This is a genomic window from Nocardioides rotundus (assembly GCF_019931675.1).
In the GTDB taxonomy this organism is placed as follows: domain Bacteria; phylum Actinomycetota; class Actinomycetes; order Propionibacteriales; family Nocardioidaceae; genus Nocardioides; species Nocardioides rotundus.
This window is the reverse complement of sequence record NZ_CP082922.1, coordinates 3,719,569-3,733,913: the sequence shown is the minus strand read 5'-3', so window position 1 is coordinate 3,733,913 and position 14,345 is coordinate 3,719,569. Positions and strand designations below refer to the sequence as shown.

Sequence of the window (14,345 nt, the reverse complement as noted above, 5' to 3'; positions counted from 1 at the left end):
GAGCCGGCGACGGCAGAGGGAGTGGTCACGTGCTCGACGTGCTGTGGGGGATCGCCGGGATGGCGGGGCTGCTCGGCATCGCGGTCCTGTTCTCGACCAACCGGCGGGCGATCCGGCCCCGGACGGTGCTGGGCGCGCTGGCGCTGCAGGTCGGGTTCGGGGTCCTGGTGCTCTACTGGTCGCCCGGACGGCGTGCCCTTGCGGCGGCGTCCCAGGGCGTGCAGGCGGTGATCGACTCCTCCCGCGAGGGCATCGGCTTCCTCTTCGGCCCGCTGCTGCCCGACGACGGCGTGGTGTTCGCCCTGCAGGTGCTCCCGGTGATCATCTTCTTCGCCTCGCTGACCGCGGTGCTCTACCACTGGGGGATCCTGCAGCGGGTGGTCGCCGTGATCGGCGGCGGCCTGGGCCGGCTGCTGGGGACGTCGTACGCCGAGTCGGTGAACGCGGCGGCGAACATCTTCGTGGGCCAGACCGAGGCGCCGCTGGTGATCCGCCCCTTCATCAAGCGGCTGTCCCGGTCGGGGCTGTTCGCCGTCATGGTCGGCGGCCTGTCCACGGTCGCCGGGTCGGTGCTGGTCGGCTACTCCCTGCTGGGTGCGCCGCTGGAGTACCTCATCGCCGCCAGCTTCATGGCGGCCCCCGGGGCGCTGCTGATGGCGAAGATCCTGGTCCCGGAGGACGACGCGGAGGCGGTGGCCGCGGAGCGGGAGCTGGTGCAGGCCTCCTCCGCCCGCGGCGGGGCGAGGGAGGGCGACGAGACCCGGCACCGCAACGTGATCGACGCGGCCGCCTCCGGCGCCTCCGACGGCCTGCGCCTGGCCGCCACCATCGGCGCGATGCTGCTGGCCTTCATCTCGCTGATCGCGCTGGCGAACCTGATCATCGGCGGGGTCGCCGGCTGGTTCGGGTACGGCGACCTCACCTTCGAGCAGATCCTCGGCTGGCTCTTCGCCCCGGTGATGGCGATGATCGGCGTCCCGTGGGGCGAAGCCGTGGAGGCCGGCAGCTTCGTCGGGCAGAAGGTCGTGGTCAACGAGTTCGTCGCCTTCAGCGCCTTCGGCCCGGAGATCGGCAGCTTCAGCGACAAGACCGCCGCGATCATCTCCTTCGCGCTCACCGGCTTCGCCAACCTCGGCTCGCTCGGCATCCTGCTCGGCGGGCTCGGCGGCCTGGCGCCGGAGCGCCGCCCGGAGATCGCGAGCCTGGGCATCCGGGCGATCCTGGCCGCGACGCTGGCGAACCTGATGAGCGCGGCGATCGCGGGCGTGCTCATCGGGTGACGGCCAAACTTGACTCGTTCAAGAAAAGGGGGTTGGGTTGATCTCGATGGAGACGACCCCGGAGGAGCGGCTGCGCGGCGCAGGCATGCGCGTGACGCGGCCGCGGGTCGCCGTACTGGACGCCGTCCACGCGCATCCGCACGCGGACACCGGCACGGTCCTCTCCTCGGTGCGCTCCGCGCTCCCGACGGTGTCGCACCAGGCGGTCTACGACTGCCTCGGCGCGCTCACCGACGCGGGGCTGGTACGGCGCATCCAGCCGGCCGGCTCGGTGGCTCGCTACGAGCTGCGAGTCGGCGACAACCACCACCACCTCGTGTGCCGGGCCTGCGGCTCGGTCACGGACGTGGACTGCGCCGTCGGCGGGGCTCCCTGCCTGACCCCGGCCGGCGACGAGCACCTGACCCACGGCTTCGTCGTCGACGAGGCCGAGGTCATCTACTGGGGACTCTGCGCGGCCTGTGCGCAGGGCTCCGACGACCCGAACCGAACGACCTGACCTGCCCATCTCGACGAAAGGATCGTCCATGTCCAACGACGCAGGCACCGAGCTCGGAGAGCTCAACGAGAGCAGCGCCACCGGCTGCCCCGTCCTCCACGACGGCAACGCGCACCCCACGCAGGGCAGCGCGAACGAGAAGTGGTGGCCCGAGCGGCTCAACCTGAGGATCCTGGCGAAGAACCCGGTCGAGTCGAACCCGCTGGGTGCGGACTTCGACTACGCCGCGGCGTTCGACTCCCTCGACCTCGCCGAGGTCAAGCGCGACATCGAGCAGGTCGTCACCACCTCCCAGGACTGGTGGCCCGCGGACTTCGGCCACTACGGCGGCCTGATGGTCCGGATGGCCTGGCACTCCGCCGGCACCTACCGCGTGCAGGACGGCCGCGGCGGCGGTGGCACCGGCCAGCAGCGGTTCGCCCCGCTGAACTCCTGGCCCGACAACGTGCTGCTGGACAACGCGCGACGCCTGCTGTGGCCGGTGAAGAAGAAGTACGGCCAGAGCCTCTCGTGGGCCGACCTGATGATCCTCGCCGGCAACGTCGCGCTGGAGAACATGGGCTTCCAGACCTTCGGCTTCGCGGGGGGCCGGGTCGACGCCTGGGAGCCCGACGACGACGTCTACTGGGGCCCCGAGACCACCTGGCTGGGCGATGAGCGTTACTCCGGCGACCGCGACCTGGAGAAGCCGCTGGCCGCGGTGCAGATGGGGCTCATCTACGTCAACCCAGAGGGTCCTAACGGCCACCCCGACCCGGTCGCCGCCGCGATCGACATCCGCGAGACCTTCGGCCGGATGGCGATGAACGACGAGGAGACCGTCGCCCTGATCGCCGGCGGGCACACCTTCGGCAAGACCCACGGTGCCGCCGACGCCGGGGAGTACGTCGGCCCCGAGCCCGAGGCCGCCCCGATCGAGCAGGGCGGCCTGGGCTGGAAGAGCTCCTACCGCTCCGGCAAGGGCGCGGACGCGATCGGCAGCGGCCTGGAGGTCATCTGGACCGACAAGCCGACCGAGTGGAGCAACCGGTTCTTCGAGATCCTCTTCGGCTACGAGTGGGAGCTGGGCAAGAGCCCGGCGGGCGCGCACCAGTGGTTCGCCAAGGACGCCGAGGCGATCATCCCCGCCCCCGACGAGGGCGGCGAGAAGCGCGTGCCCACGATGCTCACCACCGACCTCTCCCTGCGCTTCGACCCGGAGTACGAGAAGATCTCGCGGCGCTTCCTGGAGAACCCCGACCAGTTCGCCGACGCGTTCGCCCGCGCCTGGTTCAAGCTGACCCACCGCGACATGGGCCCGGTCTCGCGCTACCTCGGCCCCGAAGTGCCCAGCGAGGAGCTGCTCTGGCAGGACCCGATCCCGGCGGGCCGGCAGGCCTCCGCCGAGACGGTCGCCGCGGCCAAGCAGGCGATCGCCGACTCCGGGCTCACCGTCCCTCAGCTGGTGCGGACCGCCTTCGCGGCGGCCGGCTCCTTCCGCGGCTCGGACAAGCGCGGCGGCGCCAACGGCGGTCGGATCCGCCTGGAGCCGCAGCGCAGCTGGGAGGTCAACAACCCGGCCGAGCTGGCCGAGGTGCTGCCGAAGCTGGAGGCGATCGCGGCCGACACCGGTCTCTCCTTCGCCGACACGGTCGTCCTGGCCGGCAACGTCGGCGTGGAGCAGGCCGCTCGGGCGGCCGGAGTCGAGGTCGAGGTGCCCTTCACCTCCGGCCGCGGCGACGCGACCGCGGAGCAGACCGACGTGGAGTCCTTCGGCTACCTCGAGCCGCGGGTCGACGGGTTCCGCAACTTCGTCACCGAGGACGCCAAGCTGCCGGCGGAGTACCACCTCGTCGACCGCGCCAACCTGCTCAACCTGACCGCTCCGGAGATGACCGTGCTCGTCGCGGGCCTGCGGGTGCTCGGCGCGAACGCGGGCGACTCCCAGCACGGGGTACTCACCGACCGGGTGGGCACGCTGACCAACGACTTCCTGGTCAACCTGCTCGACCTGGGCACCCAGTGGCGCCCCGGCGACGACGCCGACACCTTCGTCGGCACCGGCGTGAACGGCCAGTCCTGGACGGGGACGCGGGCGGACCTGGTGTTCTCCGCGAACTCCGAGCTCCGCGCGGTCGCCGAGGCCTACGCCTCCGACGACGCGCAGGAGAGGTTCGTCCGCGACTTCGTGGCCGCCTGGGCCAAGGTCATGGACAACGATCGGTACGACGTGCGCTGACCCCAGCCACAACGTCATACGCCCCGGGGAACCGCTTCCCCGGGGCGTATGACGTCCCGGGGCCGAGGTGCGCTGCGAGGGCCGCGACTCAGCGCGCCAGCACGCCCACGCGCCCGCCGGAGCCGGCCGCCCAGCAGGAGCCGTCGCGGGTGCAGTCGAGGGTGTGGAAGGCCTGGGAGGAGTACGACGACCAGGTGCGGCCGCCGTCGCGGCTGATCGCCGTACCCCCGACGTCGCCGGCCTCGCCCACGGCCAGCACCGTCCGCGAGGCGCCGGAGACCCACGCGGCGTCCTCGCCCAGGGCGGGGAGCGTGCTGGACGCGCTCCAGGTGCGAGCGTCCCGGGTGCGTGACGAGGTGCCCGGCGCGGGCGCCGCGAAGTCACCGCCGACCACCACGCCCTCGCGCGGGGTCCGGAAGGCCAGCGCGAACACGCCGGCCGCCTCCCCGGTGGCGACGCCGGCGTCGGAGGCGCGCCAGGTCAGGCCGCGGTCCCGCGAGTGATACACGCGCGCAGCGGCGCCCCCGGAGCCGAACCACGCGTCGTTGCCGCGGATGGTCAGGCAGTCGCCGCTCGCGGAGTAGTTGAACTCACCGGTCGAGTCGGGCATCCCGTCGTCGGGGAGGGGCTCCCAGCTCCGACCACCGTCGGTGGTCCGGGCGATCCGGAAGCGTCCGTCGACCGGGTCGCTGACCGCCAGCCCGACCCGGCCGCCGGGGTAGAAGTCCAGGCAGTTGTAGAACGCGGCCGGCTCGGCGTTGCGGAACGCCTCGCTCCAGGTCGCGCCGCCGTCGGTTGTGCGGTAGATCCGGGACGCCTCGCCCTCGCCGATGGAGAGCACCACCGCCTCGGTGGCACTGCGCGCCTCCACGTCGCGGAAGCCCAGACCCTCGGCGTCCGGCGGGCTCACGTCCTCCCAGGTCGCGCCGCCGTCGGTGGTCCGGAAGACCCCGCCCGATCCGCCGGAGACGCTGCCCCCGCTGACCCAGGCGGTCTCCCGGTCGACCGCGTCCAGTCCGCGGAGGCTCTGGTCGGCATCGGTCACGCTCACGCGCCAGTCGGACGCCGGCAGGCGGGGAGCGGCGACCGCGGGCGCGGCGACGGCGAGAGGCACGGCGAGGGCCGCTGCCCCCAGGACTCCGGTCAGGGTGCGCATGCCAGCACCCTGCTGCAGCGCCGCGGGGGTGTCCAGAGTGCGGCGAGTGGTCGATACTTCGGTCATGGCGTACGACGAGACGCTGGCCGAGCGGATCCGCGACCGCCTCGCCGACGAGCCGGGCGTGACCGAGCGGCGGATGTTCGGCGGGCTGGGCTTCATGATCGAGGGCCACTTGGCCGTGGCCGCGGCCAGCAGTGGCGGCCTGATGGTCCGGGTCGATCCGGAGCGATCCGAGGAGCTCGCCGGCGACGGCGCCGCGCCGATGGTGATGCGCGGGCGGCCGATGGCCGGGTGGCTGCTGGTCGACCGGGCTGCGCTGGACGACGACGCCGTGCTGGGCGACTGGGTGGGGATCGGTACGGCGTACGCCCGCTCGCTGCCGCCCAAGCCCGGCCGCTGAGCCCCGGGCCGCCGGTGCCATGCTGGCGGGGTGGCTGAGACGGCGTACTTCGAGCGGCTCGACGGAGCCGGCCGGTTCCGCGCGACCCCGCGGCTGAGCGGCGCCTGGCGCACCGACGAGCAGCACATCGCCCCCGCGCTGGGGCTGCTCGCGCACGTGGTCGAGCAGGACCGCGACGCGCGGCGCGACGACGGCCTGGTGATCGGCCGGCTCTCCTGGGACATCCTCGGGACGCTGCCCGTCGGCGAGGTCGAGACCGACGTGGAGGTGCTGCGAGCGGGGCGGACGATCGAGCTGGTGCAGTCGCGGATGTCGAGCGGCGGCCGGGACGCCGTACTCCTCCGGGCGTGGCTGATGCGTCCCGGCGACACCGCCGCGGTGGCCGGGACCGCGCTGGATCCGATCCCCGGCCCGGACGAGCTGGAGCCGTGGGACCCGACCACGGTCTGGCCGGGCGGGTTCATCGAGTCCGCGCAGCTGCGCCGCGCTCAGGAGGAGCCCGGCCGCGCCGTCTTCTGGGTCCGCTCGGACGTGGCGCTGCTCGACGGCGAGCCGGTCGGCGGGCTCGCCCACGCGGCTCGCCTCTTCGACATCGCCAACGGCATGACGGTGCGCCAGGACCCGCGTGAGGTCGCCTTCCCCAACCTCGACCTCACCGCCCACCTGTTCGCCGAGCCCACCGGCGACTGGCTCGGCTTCGACACCCGGGTCAGCTTCGGCGACCGCGGGCTCGGGCTCACCGCGTCCGTGCTGCACGACGAGCGCGGACCGATCGGCACGATGAGCCAGATCCTCACCGTCCGGCCGATGTGAGGGCCCCGAGCCTCGCCAGCGCCCCGTCCCGCACCCGCTGACCGCGGTCGAGCAGCGCGAGTCGCATCAGCCCGCCGGCAGCGAGCCGCGCCGCCTGGGTCGGCGGCAGGCGCCGCGCCTGCCACGAGGCGAGGGACCGGCCGGCATCGAGCGTCCGGGCGAGAGCGGCCGCGTCCAGGATCGCGTCGCAGGCGCCGCGGCCCAGGTTGGGCAGGGACGCGTGCGCGGCGTCCCCGAGGACGACGTACCTCCCGCGCGCGTAGCGGGTCATCGGCGGCGCCACCCACAGCCGCGTCGCCAGCACGGGCTCGCCCGGGTCGGCGAGGACGTCGCGGATGGTCGACGCCGCCCCGTCGAAGCGCTGCCGGGCCTCGGCGAGCACGTCGGCGACCGGCAGCGGCTCGGGGCCCAGCGTCGACCGATGGGTGGAGAACCAGTAGGCCCGCCCGTCCGGCATCGGCGCCAGCCCGAACAGCCGGCCGGCTCCCCAATACTCCCCGTAGCCGCCGGCCACCGACGGCAGGATCCCCCGGAGCGCGACGTACGGCGTCTCCACCCGATCGGCGGCCGAGGCGTCCACCAGCCCGCGGACCCGGCTGCGCACCCCGTCCGCGCCGACCACCAGGTCGGCGTCGAGCTGCGACGGGTCCTCGACCTCCGCGACCCGGCGCCGGACGGTCGGCGGGACCGCCCGCTCGAGGGCCGCCATCAGCGCGGGCCGGTCGACCAGCGCGATGTCCGGGCCCCGCGCACTCGCCAAGCGGCGGCCCGCCAGGTCGTGCAGGGCCACTGTCGTCCCGGCGACGCCGTCGCCGGTCGCGGGAAGGACGCCGAGACCGGCGAGCGCCCGGCGCGCCGAGGGCCATAGGCCCAGCGCCGCGCCGCCGGAGACCCGCTCGGGCTGCGCCTCGACCAGCTCGACCTCGAACCGCGCCGGGTCCAGGGCCGCGGCGAGGGTGAGGCCGGCGATGCCGCCGCCGACGACCACGATCCGCTGCATGGGCGGCGACGCTATCGGGTCGCCTCAGGCGCGCGCCCGCCCCCGGAAGACGAACCAGCGGAGCGCGGAGTACATCCACACCGCCTCCAGCGCCCCGGCGAGCAGCCGGGCCACCCAGAACGGCACGCCGAGGAAGGTCAGCCCCGATCCCACCGCCAGGATGATCCCGACGTAGTTGACGGCCAGGACCGGCACATAGCGCGCCGCCTGTCGTCCCACGTCGCCGTGCACGTCGAAGTTGAGCCAGCGGTTGAGCCAGAAGGCGAGCCCGAACGCGACGGCGTACCCCGTCGTCACCGCGACCGGGTTCCACACCCCGAGGCCGTCGTAGAGCACCGCCAGCAGGGTCAGGTCGACGGAGAAAGTGAACCCGTTGATGAGCGCGAACGCGACGAAGGTGATGGGGACGCGGCTGCGCACCGGCGTCGGGAGCGCGGCGTGCAGCCGGTGCACGAAGGCGCTGAACCCCTGGTGGAAGGAGTCGGTGCGTGAGCGCGCCTGCGTCCCCGTCGCCGCCATGCCCTCCACCATGACAGGGGCGGGTGAACGCCAGTTGACCTAGCGCTCCAGGACCAGCCCGAGGAAGCCCGCCAGCTCCTCCAGCTCCTCGTCGACCGCCCGCCTCCGGGCCTGCGTCCACGCGCCGTCCTCGTGCACCGCGTCGAGCCGGAGCACGCCGCGGTCGCGCTCGGCGGTCGCGTCGACCTTCCCGGCCAGCTCCTCGCCGTCCAGCACCGGCATCGCCCAGTAGCCGAAGCGGCGCTTCGCCTTCGGCTTGTACATCTCCAGCTGGTAGTCGAAGCCCCACAGCTCCGCCATCCGCCGACGGTCGAAGACCAGCCGGTCGAGCGGGGAGAGGAGGGCGACCCGACCCGCGGAGTCGTCGTGGAGGTACGCCGGGTCGACGCGCCATCGTCCGCGCACGCCCTCGACGACGGCCTCCTCGCCGACCTCGCCCACGTGGTCCGGATCGTTGGGCGTCTTGGCGGACCTCGGGCGGGCTATCCCCAACGCGGTCAGGCGGCGCTCGGAGCGGAGCCGGCGTGCCTCCTCCAGCGGCACCGGCGGCAGGTCGGGGTAGACCCGCTCGGCCAGGTCCCACATCGTCGTCCGCCCCTCGCGGCCGGCCACGGCCACCTCGCCGCGGGCCACCATGAGGCCCAGCAGCATCCGGACCGAGCGGTCGTTGTTCCACCCGCTGGAGCGCCACGGGACCGCGATCGAGTCCGGCAGCTCGGCCGAGGGCAGCGGGCCCTCGTCATGGAGCCGGTCGAGGATCTCCCCGCGGCAGTCGTCGTTGGCGTCCAGCCAGCGGACGACCTCGTCCGGCACGTCGGGGGTCGGCCAGGCGGCCATCTCGGCGGTGACCAGCGCGATGTCCTCGGCCGGGCGGAGCATCTGGTCGAGCTCGACGAGGCGGCCCGTGGCCCAGGCCTGCTCGACGTCGCCGAGGGTGTACGACGACCCCAGGCGACTCCACGCCACCAGGTCGGCGCTCGGCGCCACCGCCGTCGTGGGGTCGTGCTGCAGCAGGGTCAGGTGCCGGACCGTCTCGTCCAGCCCCGCGGGCCGCGGCCGGGCCAGGAGCTGGGCGCGTACGGCGATCCGCCGGGCGTCCTGCGGGGTGAGCCGATGCACCCGCCGATCCTCACGCGGACCGGCCGGCCTGTCGAGGCGTCAGGCGCAGCCGGCCTGCTTCAGCTGGGCGCGCACCCAGGTGATCGCCGCGCCGTCCTTGCCGGGGTCCAGGTTGTCGAGCACCCCGTTGAGGCCCTTGCAGTCTGCCTTGTCGGCCATCTTCTGCACCCGGTCGCGCAGCTCGCGGGGGTACTTGTCCCAGTTGACGTCGCGGGCCGCCTGGCGGGCCTGGTCGGCGGCGTCGGATGCCTGGTCGCCGGCCTTGGACGCGGCGTCGCTGGCCTTCGAGGCGGCGTCGCTCGCCTGGTCGGCGGCTTCCTGCGCCTCCGAGCAGGCGGTGGCGCCCAGGGTGAGGGCGGCGGTCAGGGCAACAGCAGCGAGCTTCTTCATGCCTCCAGCCAACACGAGCCGGTCAAGCCGTCGCCACACCCCCCGGTCGGCACCGTGCGCGGAGGGGCTCCCCGCGGGAGGAGTACGGCGCGGCCCGGGCAGGCTCGCCCACAGCACCCCGCCGACCACGAGCACGCCGCCGGCGAGCTCCAGCGGGGACGGCGTCTCGTCCAGGGCCAGCCAGGCTGCGAGCATCCCGGTGACCGGCACCAGCATCGAGAACGGCGCCACCATCCCGGCGGGGTGGCGCGACATCAGCCAGACCCAGATCCCCGAGCCGACCACGGTGCCGAGGACGACGGTGTAGGCGAGCCCCAGCCAGGCCGGGACCGCCTCGACGGTGAGCGAGGTGGCGAAGGCCCGCCCGATCCGCTCCGGCCCCTCCAGCCACCAGGACAGCGCGAACATCGGCAGCGGCGGCACCACCGACATCCACAGCGTCAGGTGCAGCGGCCGGGGGGCCCTGGCCTGCCGGCTGGCCAGGTTGCCCAGCGCCCAGCCGAAGCCGCCCAGGACGACCAGGGCGAACGGCCACCACTCCGCGGTGGTCGCGCGGGAGACGCCCACCAGCGCCAGGCCCAGCACCGCGACGAGCACCCCCGCGGCCCGTCGCGCGCTCAGCCGCTCGCCCAGCAGCACCATCCCCAGGATCACGGTGAACGGGGCGGAGGACTGCAGCACGAGCGAGGCGAGCCCGGTGGGGAAACCGGCCGCCATGCCGAGGTAGAGCCCGAGGAACTGCAGCGTGCCGAACCCGAGCCCGTAGCCGACCAGCCACCGGAGCTCCACGTCGGGCCGCGGCACGAACAGCACGGTCGGCACCGCGATCACCAGGAAGCGGAGACCGGCCAGGAGCAGGGGCGGGAACTGCTCCAGGGAGGCGTGGATGGCCAGGAAGTTCAGGCCCCAGAGGACGGCGACGCCCACGGCGAGGAGGACGTGACGGGTGGGCATGCCCTCCAGCCTGAGCGCATCAGAGGTGAAGCACCAGCGAAATGTTCTGCAGTCAACCTTTAGGCTGCCTACATGGACGTGCGCCATCTGGAGCTGCTGCGCGAGCTGTCGGTACGGCGCACCCTGGCCGCCGTCGCGGAGGCGACCCACCGCACCCCGTCCGCCCTCTCCCAGCAGCTGCGCACCGCCGAGCGGGAGCTGGGCGTCCCGCTCGTCGTCCGGGACGGGCGCGGGCTGCGGCTCACGCCGGAGGGCGAGCTGCTCGCGGGCGCGGCCGACGAGGTCGGCGCGACCCTGGCCGGCGTGCGCGCCCGGCTGGACGAGCTGCGCGGCGAGCCGGTCGGGGTGGTGCGGATCGGCAGCCTGCCGAGTGCGGGGGAGGCGCTGCTGCCGGGCTTGGTGCGCGCGCTCCGCCGTACTCGCATCACGCTCGAGGTCGAGGACTTCGACCTGGCCGAGGCAGACTACGCCGCTCGCACGCTGGACGCGGACGTGGTGATCGGGCACAGCCTCACCAGCGACGTGCCCGTCGGCGCGGAGGGGCTGGTCACGCGGGTGCTGGCGCGTGAGCCGATCGACGTCGCGTTGCCGGCGCGCCACCCGCTGGCCCGCAAGGAGCGGCTGCGACCCGCGGACCTGGTGGGCACCCGGTGGCTGGGCGTGCCGGTGGGCTACCCGTTCGACTCGATCCTGGTGGTGGTGGAGCAGCTGATCGGGGAGCCGCTCGAGCGGGTGCAGCGGCTGCGCGACAACCGGCTGAACGAGGCGCTGGTGGTCGCCGGGGAGGGGCTCTCCCTGCTGCCGCGCTTCACCACGCGGCCCCGCCGCGGACTGGTGCTGCGGCCGCTGACGGGGGTGCGCGCCGACCGGGCGGTCGTGGCTCTGGCGCGGGCGGACCGCGCCGCCCGGCTCTCGGTGGCGACGGTCCTCGACGCGTTGGCGGAGGCTGGCGCCGCGCTGGACTCGTGACCGAGGCCTGCCGGTCGATAGCCTGCGCGGCATGACCCATCTGTGGATCCGCGCGGAGGCGCGGCCGACCGAGCAGCGCACGCCGATCGTCCCCGCGGACGCCGCCCGCCTGGTGGCCGACGGGGTGAGCGTCACGGTCGAGGAGTCGCCGTACCGGGTCTTCGGGATCGAGGAGTACGTCGCCGCCGGGTGCGCCACCGCTCCCGCCGGCTCCTGGGTGGACGCGCCCGAGGACGCCTACGTCGTCGGGATCAAGGAGCTGCCCGACGAGCCCGCCGAGCTGCGGCACGTCCACATCTACTTCGCCCACGCCTTCAAGGGGCAGGACGGGGCGGAGGAGCTGCTCGACCGCTTCGCCCGGGGCGGGGGCCAGCTGCTGGACGTGGAGTACCTCACCCTCGAGGGCCGCCGGGTCGTGGCGTTCGGCCGCTGGGCCGGCTACATGGGCGCTGCGCTCGCGGTGCTCGCCGCCCGGGGCTCGCTGGAGGCGCCGGTGACGCCGACCGACAAGCCCACGCTCGACGGCGTGCTCGCGGCCGACGCCTCGCCCGTCCGGGCCCTGGTCACCGGCTTCCGCGGCCGCAGCGGCCGGGGCGCGGTGGAGGCGCTGGAGGTGGCCGGCGCCGAGGTGACCGGGTGGGACGTCAACGACACCCGCAACCTGGACCACGACGCGCTGCTCGCCCACGACGTGCTCGTCAACTGCGTGGTCACCCGGGTCCCCGCCGAGCCGTTCGTCCGCGACCAGGATCTGGCCGCCGAGCGCCGGCTGCGCGTGGTCTCCGACGTCACCAACGACGTCACCTCCGACCTCAACCTGATCCCGGTGAACTCCGCGGTGACCTCCTGGGACGAGCCGGTCCGTCGCGTCGCCGACGACCCGCCGCTGGACGTGATCGCGATCGACAACCTGCCCTCGCTGCTCCCGCGCGAGGCGAGCGAGTCCTTCTCCGCCGAGCTCACCCCGCTGATCGCCGACCTCGACGCCCGCTCGGGCGCCTGGGTCACCGCGGTCGAGGAGTTCCGCCGCCACACCCGCTGACCCGGGGGACCGTGAAGCCGGTGAGCCATCAGATGACTCACCGGCTTCACGGTCGGGCTGCGTCCCGGCCCCGGGCAGCGCCCGGAGCCCCCCGGACGAGCGGGAGGCTCAGCCGCGCCCGGAGTTGAGAAGCGCGGTCATCGAGTCCAGCTCCTCGGTGAAGGCGTCGGGACGAATACGGCGCCCGCACGAGGTGAGCAGCCGGGCGTAGTCGGACGCCGCCCGGGCGACCCGCCGGTTGAGCGCCTCCCCGTCGCCGGAGCCGCCGAAGTCGTCGGTCGAGGCGTAGACGGCCGTCGGCGAGACGATCGCGTGCAGGTAGGAGAACATCGGCCGCAGCGCGTGCTCCAGCACCAGCGAGTGCCGGTCGGTCCCGCCGGTCGCGCCGATCAGCACCGGCATGTCGTGCAGGGTCTCCTCCGGCAGCACGTCGAAGAAGCTCTTGAAGAGCCCGCCGAAGGAGGCGTTGAACGCGGGCGTCACCGCGATCACCCCGTCGGCCGAGCCGACGGTCTCGAAGGCCTCCTCCAGCCGCTCCGGCGCGAAGCCGGCGGTCATCGCGTCGGCGATGTCGCGGGCCAGGGGCCGCAGCTCCACCACGGTGGTGGAGGCATCGCGGCCCTCCTCGGCCAGCGCCCGGGTGGTGGCGGCGGCCAGCCGGTCGGCCAGCAGCCGGGTGGAGGACGGCTCGCGCAGCCCTCCGCTGACGATCACCAGGTCAGTCATTGCTCTCCTCTCCGGAGGAGCCGGCACCGGCCAGCACCTCGGACTCGTCGGCGGCCTCGGCCTTCTTCCGGGCCGCCTCCACCATGCTCGCGTGCGTCGGGGCGGCCGCTGCCTCGGGGTCGCGGCCCTCGGCGAAGCCGGCCCGCAGGTCGGGAAGGATCTCGCCGAGCAGGTCCAGCTGCTCCAGCACCGTCTTCAGCGGCAGGCCGGCGTGGTCGATCAGGAAGAGCTGGCGCTGGTAGTCGCCGACGTACTCCCGGAACGACAGGGTCCGCTCCAGCACCTGCTGCGGCGAGCCCACGGTGAGTGGCGTGGCCGCGCTGAAGTCCTCCAGCGACGGGCCGTGGCCATAGACCGGGGCGTTGTCGAAGTAGGGCCGGAACTCGTTGACCGCGTCCTGGCTGTTCTTCCGCATGAAGATCTGGCCGCCCAGGCCGACGATCGCCTGCTTCTCGGTGCCGTGGCCGTAGTGCGCGAACCGGCGGCGGTAGAGCTGCACCATCCGCGCGGTGTGCGAGGCCGGCCAGAAGATGTGGTTGGAGAAGAATCCGTCGCCGTAGAACGCGGCCAGCTCGGCGATCTCCGGGGTGCGGATGGAGCCGTGCCAGACGAAGGGGGGTACACCGTCCAGGGGCTGCGGCGTGAGGGTGAAGCCGTGCAGCGGGCTGCGGAACTCGCCCTCCCAGTCCACGACGTCCTCAGACCACAGCTTGCGGAGCAGGGCGTACTTCTCCACCGTCAGCGGGATCGCCTGGCGGATGTCCTCGCCGAACCACGGATACACCGGGCCGGTGTTGCCGCGGCCGAGCATGATGTCCATCCGGCCGTCGGCCAGGTGCTGGAGGTAGTCGTAGTCCTCCGCGATCCGGACCGGGTCGTTGGTCGTGATCAGGGTGGTGGAGGTGGTGAGGATCAGCCGCTCGGTCAGTGCCGCCAGGTGGGCCAGCAGCACCGGGGGGTTCGCCGGAGCAGCGAACGGCGGGTTGTGGTGCTCACCGGTGGCGAAGACGTCCAGGCCGATCTCGTCGGCCTTCTTCGCGATCTCGACGGTGTTCTTGATCCGCTCGTGCTCGGTGGGCGTCCGTCCGTTCGTGGGATCGGTCGTCACGTCGCCGACGGAGAAGATGCCGAGCTGGATCGGGTTGTCGCTCATGGTCCCAAGGTTCTCGTGCTGAGTCATGCCGACCAAACATAGTTAAGGATTCAACTATTCCGGGGCTGACGCCGCGGTCCCTCGCGCCCTACTATCGCGGGGAG

The 14,345-nt window shown here is 73.5% G+C and carries 14 protein-coding genes; 7 read left to right on the top strand and 7 right to left on the bottom strand.

The genetic code is table 11. The features are described from left to right. Positions 1 to 29 precede the first annotated feature (29 nt). From K8W59_RS18355 to katG, 3 genes are read left to right on the top strand one after another with little or no spacing between them, the layout of a single operon-like run. Positions 30 to 1,280: a NupC/NupG family nucleoside CNT transporter gene (locus tag K8W59_RS18355; protein ID WP_223396406.1), complete on the top strand. Its 1,251-nt coding sequence runs from the start codon at positions 30 to 32 to the stop codon at positions 1,278 to 1,280. A gap of 46 nt (positions 1,281 to 1,326) precedes the next feature. Next, complete coding sequence (locus tag K8W59_RS18350) at positions 1,327 to 1,779, top strand: Fur family transcriptional regulator (RefSeq protein WP_223396405.1); 453 nt, start codon at positions 1,327 to 1,329, stop codon at positions 1,777 to 1,779. A gap of 28 nt (positions 1,780 to 1,807) precedes the next feature. Continuing rightward, a complete protein-coding gene (gene katG, locus K8W59_RS18345; protein WP_223396403.1) occupies positions 1,808 to 3,997 on the top strand; it encodes a catalase/peroxidase HPI in 2,190 nt (729 codons plus the stop codon). 88 nt (positions 3,998 to 4,085) lie between these two features. Here the strand turns inward: katG and K8W59_RS18340 are convergent, their stop codons facing one another. Then, complete coding sequence (locus K8W59_RS18340) at positions 4,086 to 5,153, bottom strand: WD40/YVTN/BNR-like repeat-containing protein (protein WP_223396396.1); 1,068 nt, start codon at positions 5,151 to 5,153, stop codon at positions 4,086 to 4,088. Positions 5,154 to 5,217: 64 nt separating this feature from the next. Here K8W59_RS18340 and K8W59_RS18335 point away from each other — a divergent pair, with 64 nt between their 5' ends. Beyond that, entirely contained in the window at positions 5,218 to 5,556 is a 339-nt protein-coding gene (locus tag K8W59_RS18335; protein WP_223396395.1) for a TfoX/Sxy family protein, read from the top strand. A gap of 30 nt (positions 5,557 to 5,586) precedes the next feature. Continuing rightward, a complete protein-coding gene (locus K8W59_RS18330; RefSeq protein ID WP_223396393.1) occupies positions 5,587 to 6,369 on the top strand; it encodes a thioesterase family protein in 783 nt (260 codons plus the stop codon). On the opposite strand, the gene K8W59_RS18325 is transcribed toward K8W59_RS18330, so the two are convergent. From K8W59_RS18325 to K8W59_RS18310, 4 genes are read right to left on the bottom strand one after another with little or no spacing between them, the layout of a single operon-like run. Then, complete coding sequence (locus K8W59_RS18325) at positions 6,350 to 7,369, bottom strand: FAD-dependent monooxygenase (protein WP_223396392.1); 1,020 nt, start codon at positions 7,367 to 7,369, stop codon at positions 6,350 to 6,352. The two genes, K8W59_RS18330 and K8W59_RS18325, sit on opposite strands and share 20 nt — an antisense overlap. Positions 7,370 to 7,393: 24 nt before the next feature. Beyond that, positions 7,394 to 7,888, bottom strand: a complete 495-nt coding sequence (locus tag K8W59_RS18320) for a GtrA family protein (RefSeq protein ID WP_223396387.1) — start codon at positions 7,886 to 7,888, stop codon at positions 7,394 to 7,396. 39 nt (positions 7,889 to 7,927) lie between these two features. Beyond that, entirely contained in the window at positions 7,928 to 9,007 is a 1,080-nt protein-coding gene (locus tag K8W59_RS18315) for a DNA glycosylase AlkZ-like family protein (protein ID WP_223396385.1), read from the bottom strand. A 39-nt stretch (positions 9,008 to 9,046) separates the two neighbouring features. Then, a complete protein-coding gene (locus K8W59_RS18310) occupies positions 9,047 to 10,351 on the bottom strand; it encodes an EamA family transporter (protein WP_223396384.1) in 1,305 nt (434 codons plus the stop codon). A 72-nt stretch (positions 10,352 to 10,423) separates the two neighbouring features. Between K8W59_RS18310 and K8W59_RS18305 the strand changes: the two genes are divergently transcribed. After that, the gene (locus tag K8W59_RS18305; protein ID WP_223396383.1) at positions 10,424 to 11,320 is read left to right on the top strand and encodes a LysR family transcriptional regulator; all 897 of its coding nucleotides are present in this window, start codon (positions 10,424 to 10,426) and stop codon (positions 11,318 to 11,320) included. A gap of 31 nt (positions 11,321 to 11,351) precedes the next feature. Continuing rightward, positions 11,352 to 12,362: a saccharopine dehydrogenase gene (locus tag K8W59_RS18300; protein ID WP_223396382.1), complete on the top strand. Its 1,011-nt coding sequence runs from the start codon at positions 11,352 to 11,354 to the stop codon at positions 12,360 to 12,362. 108 nt (positions 12,363 to 12,470) lie between these two features. On the opposite strand, the gene K8W59_RS18295 is transcribed toward K8W59_RS18300, so the two are convergent. After that, a complete protein-coding gene (locus tag K8W59_RS18295) occupies positions 12,471 to 13,088 on the bottom strand; it encodes a CE1759 family FMN reductase (protein ID WP_223396381.1) in 618 nt (205 codons plus the stop codon). After that, positions 13,081 to 14,226: a CE1758 family FMN-dependent luciferase-like monooxygenase gene (locus K8W59_RS18290; protein ID WP_223399903.1), complete on the bottom strand. Its 1,146-nt coding sequence runs from the start codon at positions 14,224 to 14,226 to the stop codon at positions 13,081 to 13,083. Before K8W59_RS18290 ends, K8W59_RS18295 begins: the two co-directional genes overlap by 8 nt. Positions 14,227 to 14,345 lie beyond the last annotated feature (119 nt).

Coding starts and splice junctions, on each gene's coding strand:
- K8W59_RS18295 (WP_223396381.1), bottom strand. CDS start 13,088: ATGACTGACCTGGTGATCGTCAGCGGAGGGCTGCGCGAGCCGTCCTCC.
- K8W59_RS18320 (WP_223396387.1), bottom strand. CDS start 7,888: ATGGCGGCGACGGGGACGCAGGCGCGCTCACGCACCGACTCCTTCCAC.
- K8W59_RS18325 (WP_223396392.1), bottom strand. CDS start 7,369: ATGCAGCGGATCGTGGTCGTCGGCGGCGGCATCGCCGGCCTCACCCTC.
- K8W59_RS18340 (WP_223396396.1), bottom strand. CDS start 5,153: ATGCGCACCCTGACCGGAGTCCTGGGGGCAGCGGCCCTCGCCGTGCCT.
- K8W59_RS18350 (WP_223396405.1), top strand. CDS start 1,327: ATGGAGACGACCCCGGAGGAGCGGCTGCGCGGCGCAGGCATGCGCGTG.
- K8W59_RS18305 (WP_223396383.1), top strand. CDS start 10,424: ATGGACGTGCGCCATCTGGAGCTGCTGCGCGAGCTGTCGGTACGGCGC.
- K8W59_RS18300 (WP_223396382.1), top strand. CDS start 11,352: ATGACCCATCTGTGGATCCGCGCGGAGGCGCGGCCGACCGAGCAGCGC.
- katG (WP_223396403.1), top strand. CDS start 1,808: ATGTCCAACGACGCAGGCACCGAGCTCGGAGAGCTCAACGAGAGCAGC.
- K8W59_RS18335 (WP_223396395.1), top strand. CDS start 5,218: ATGGCGTACGACGAGACGCTGGCCGAGCGGATCCGCGACCGCCTCGCC.
- K8W59_RS18310 (WP_223396384.1), bottom strand. CDS start 10,351: ATGCCCACCCGTCACGTCCTCCTCGCCGTGGGCGTCGCCGTCCTCTGG.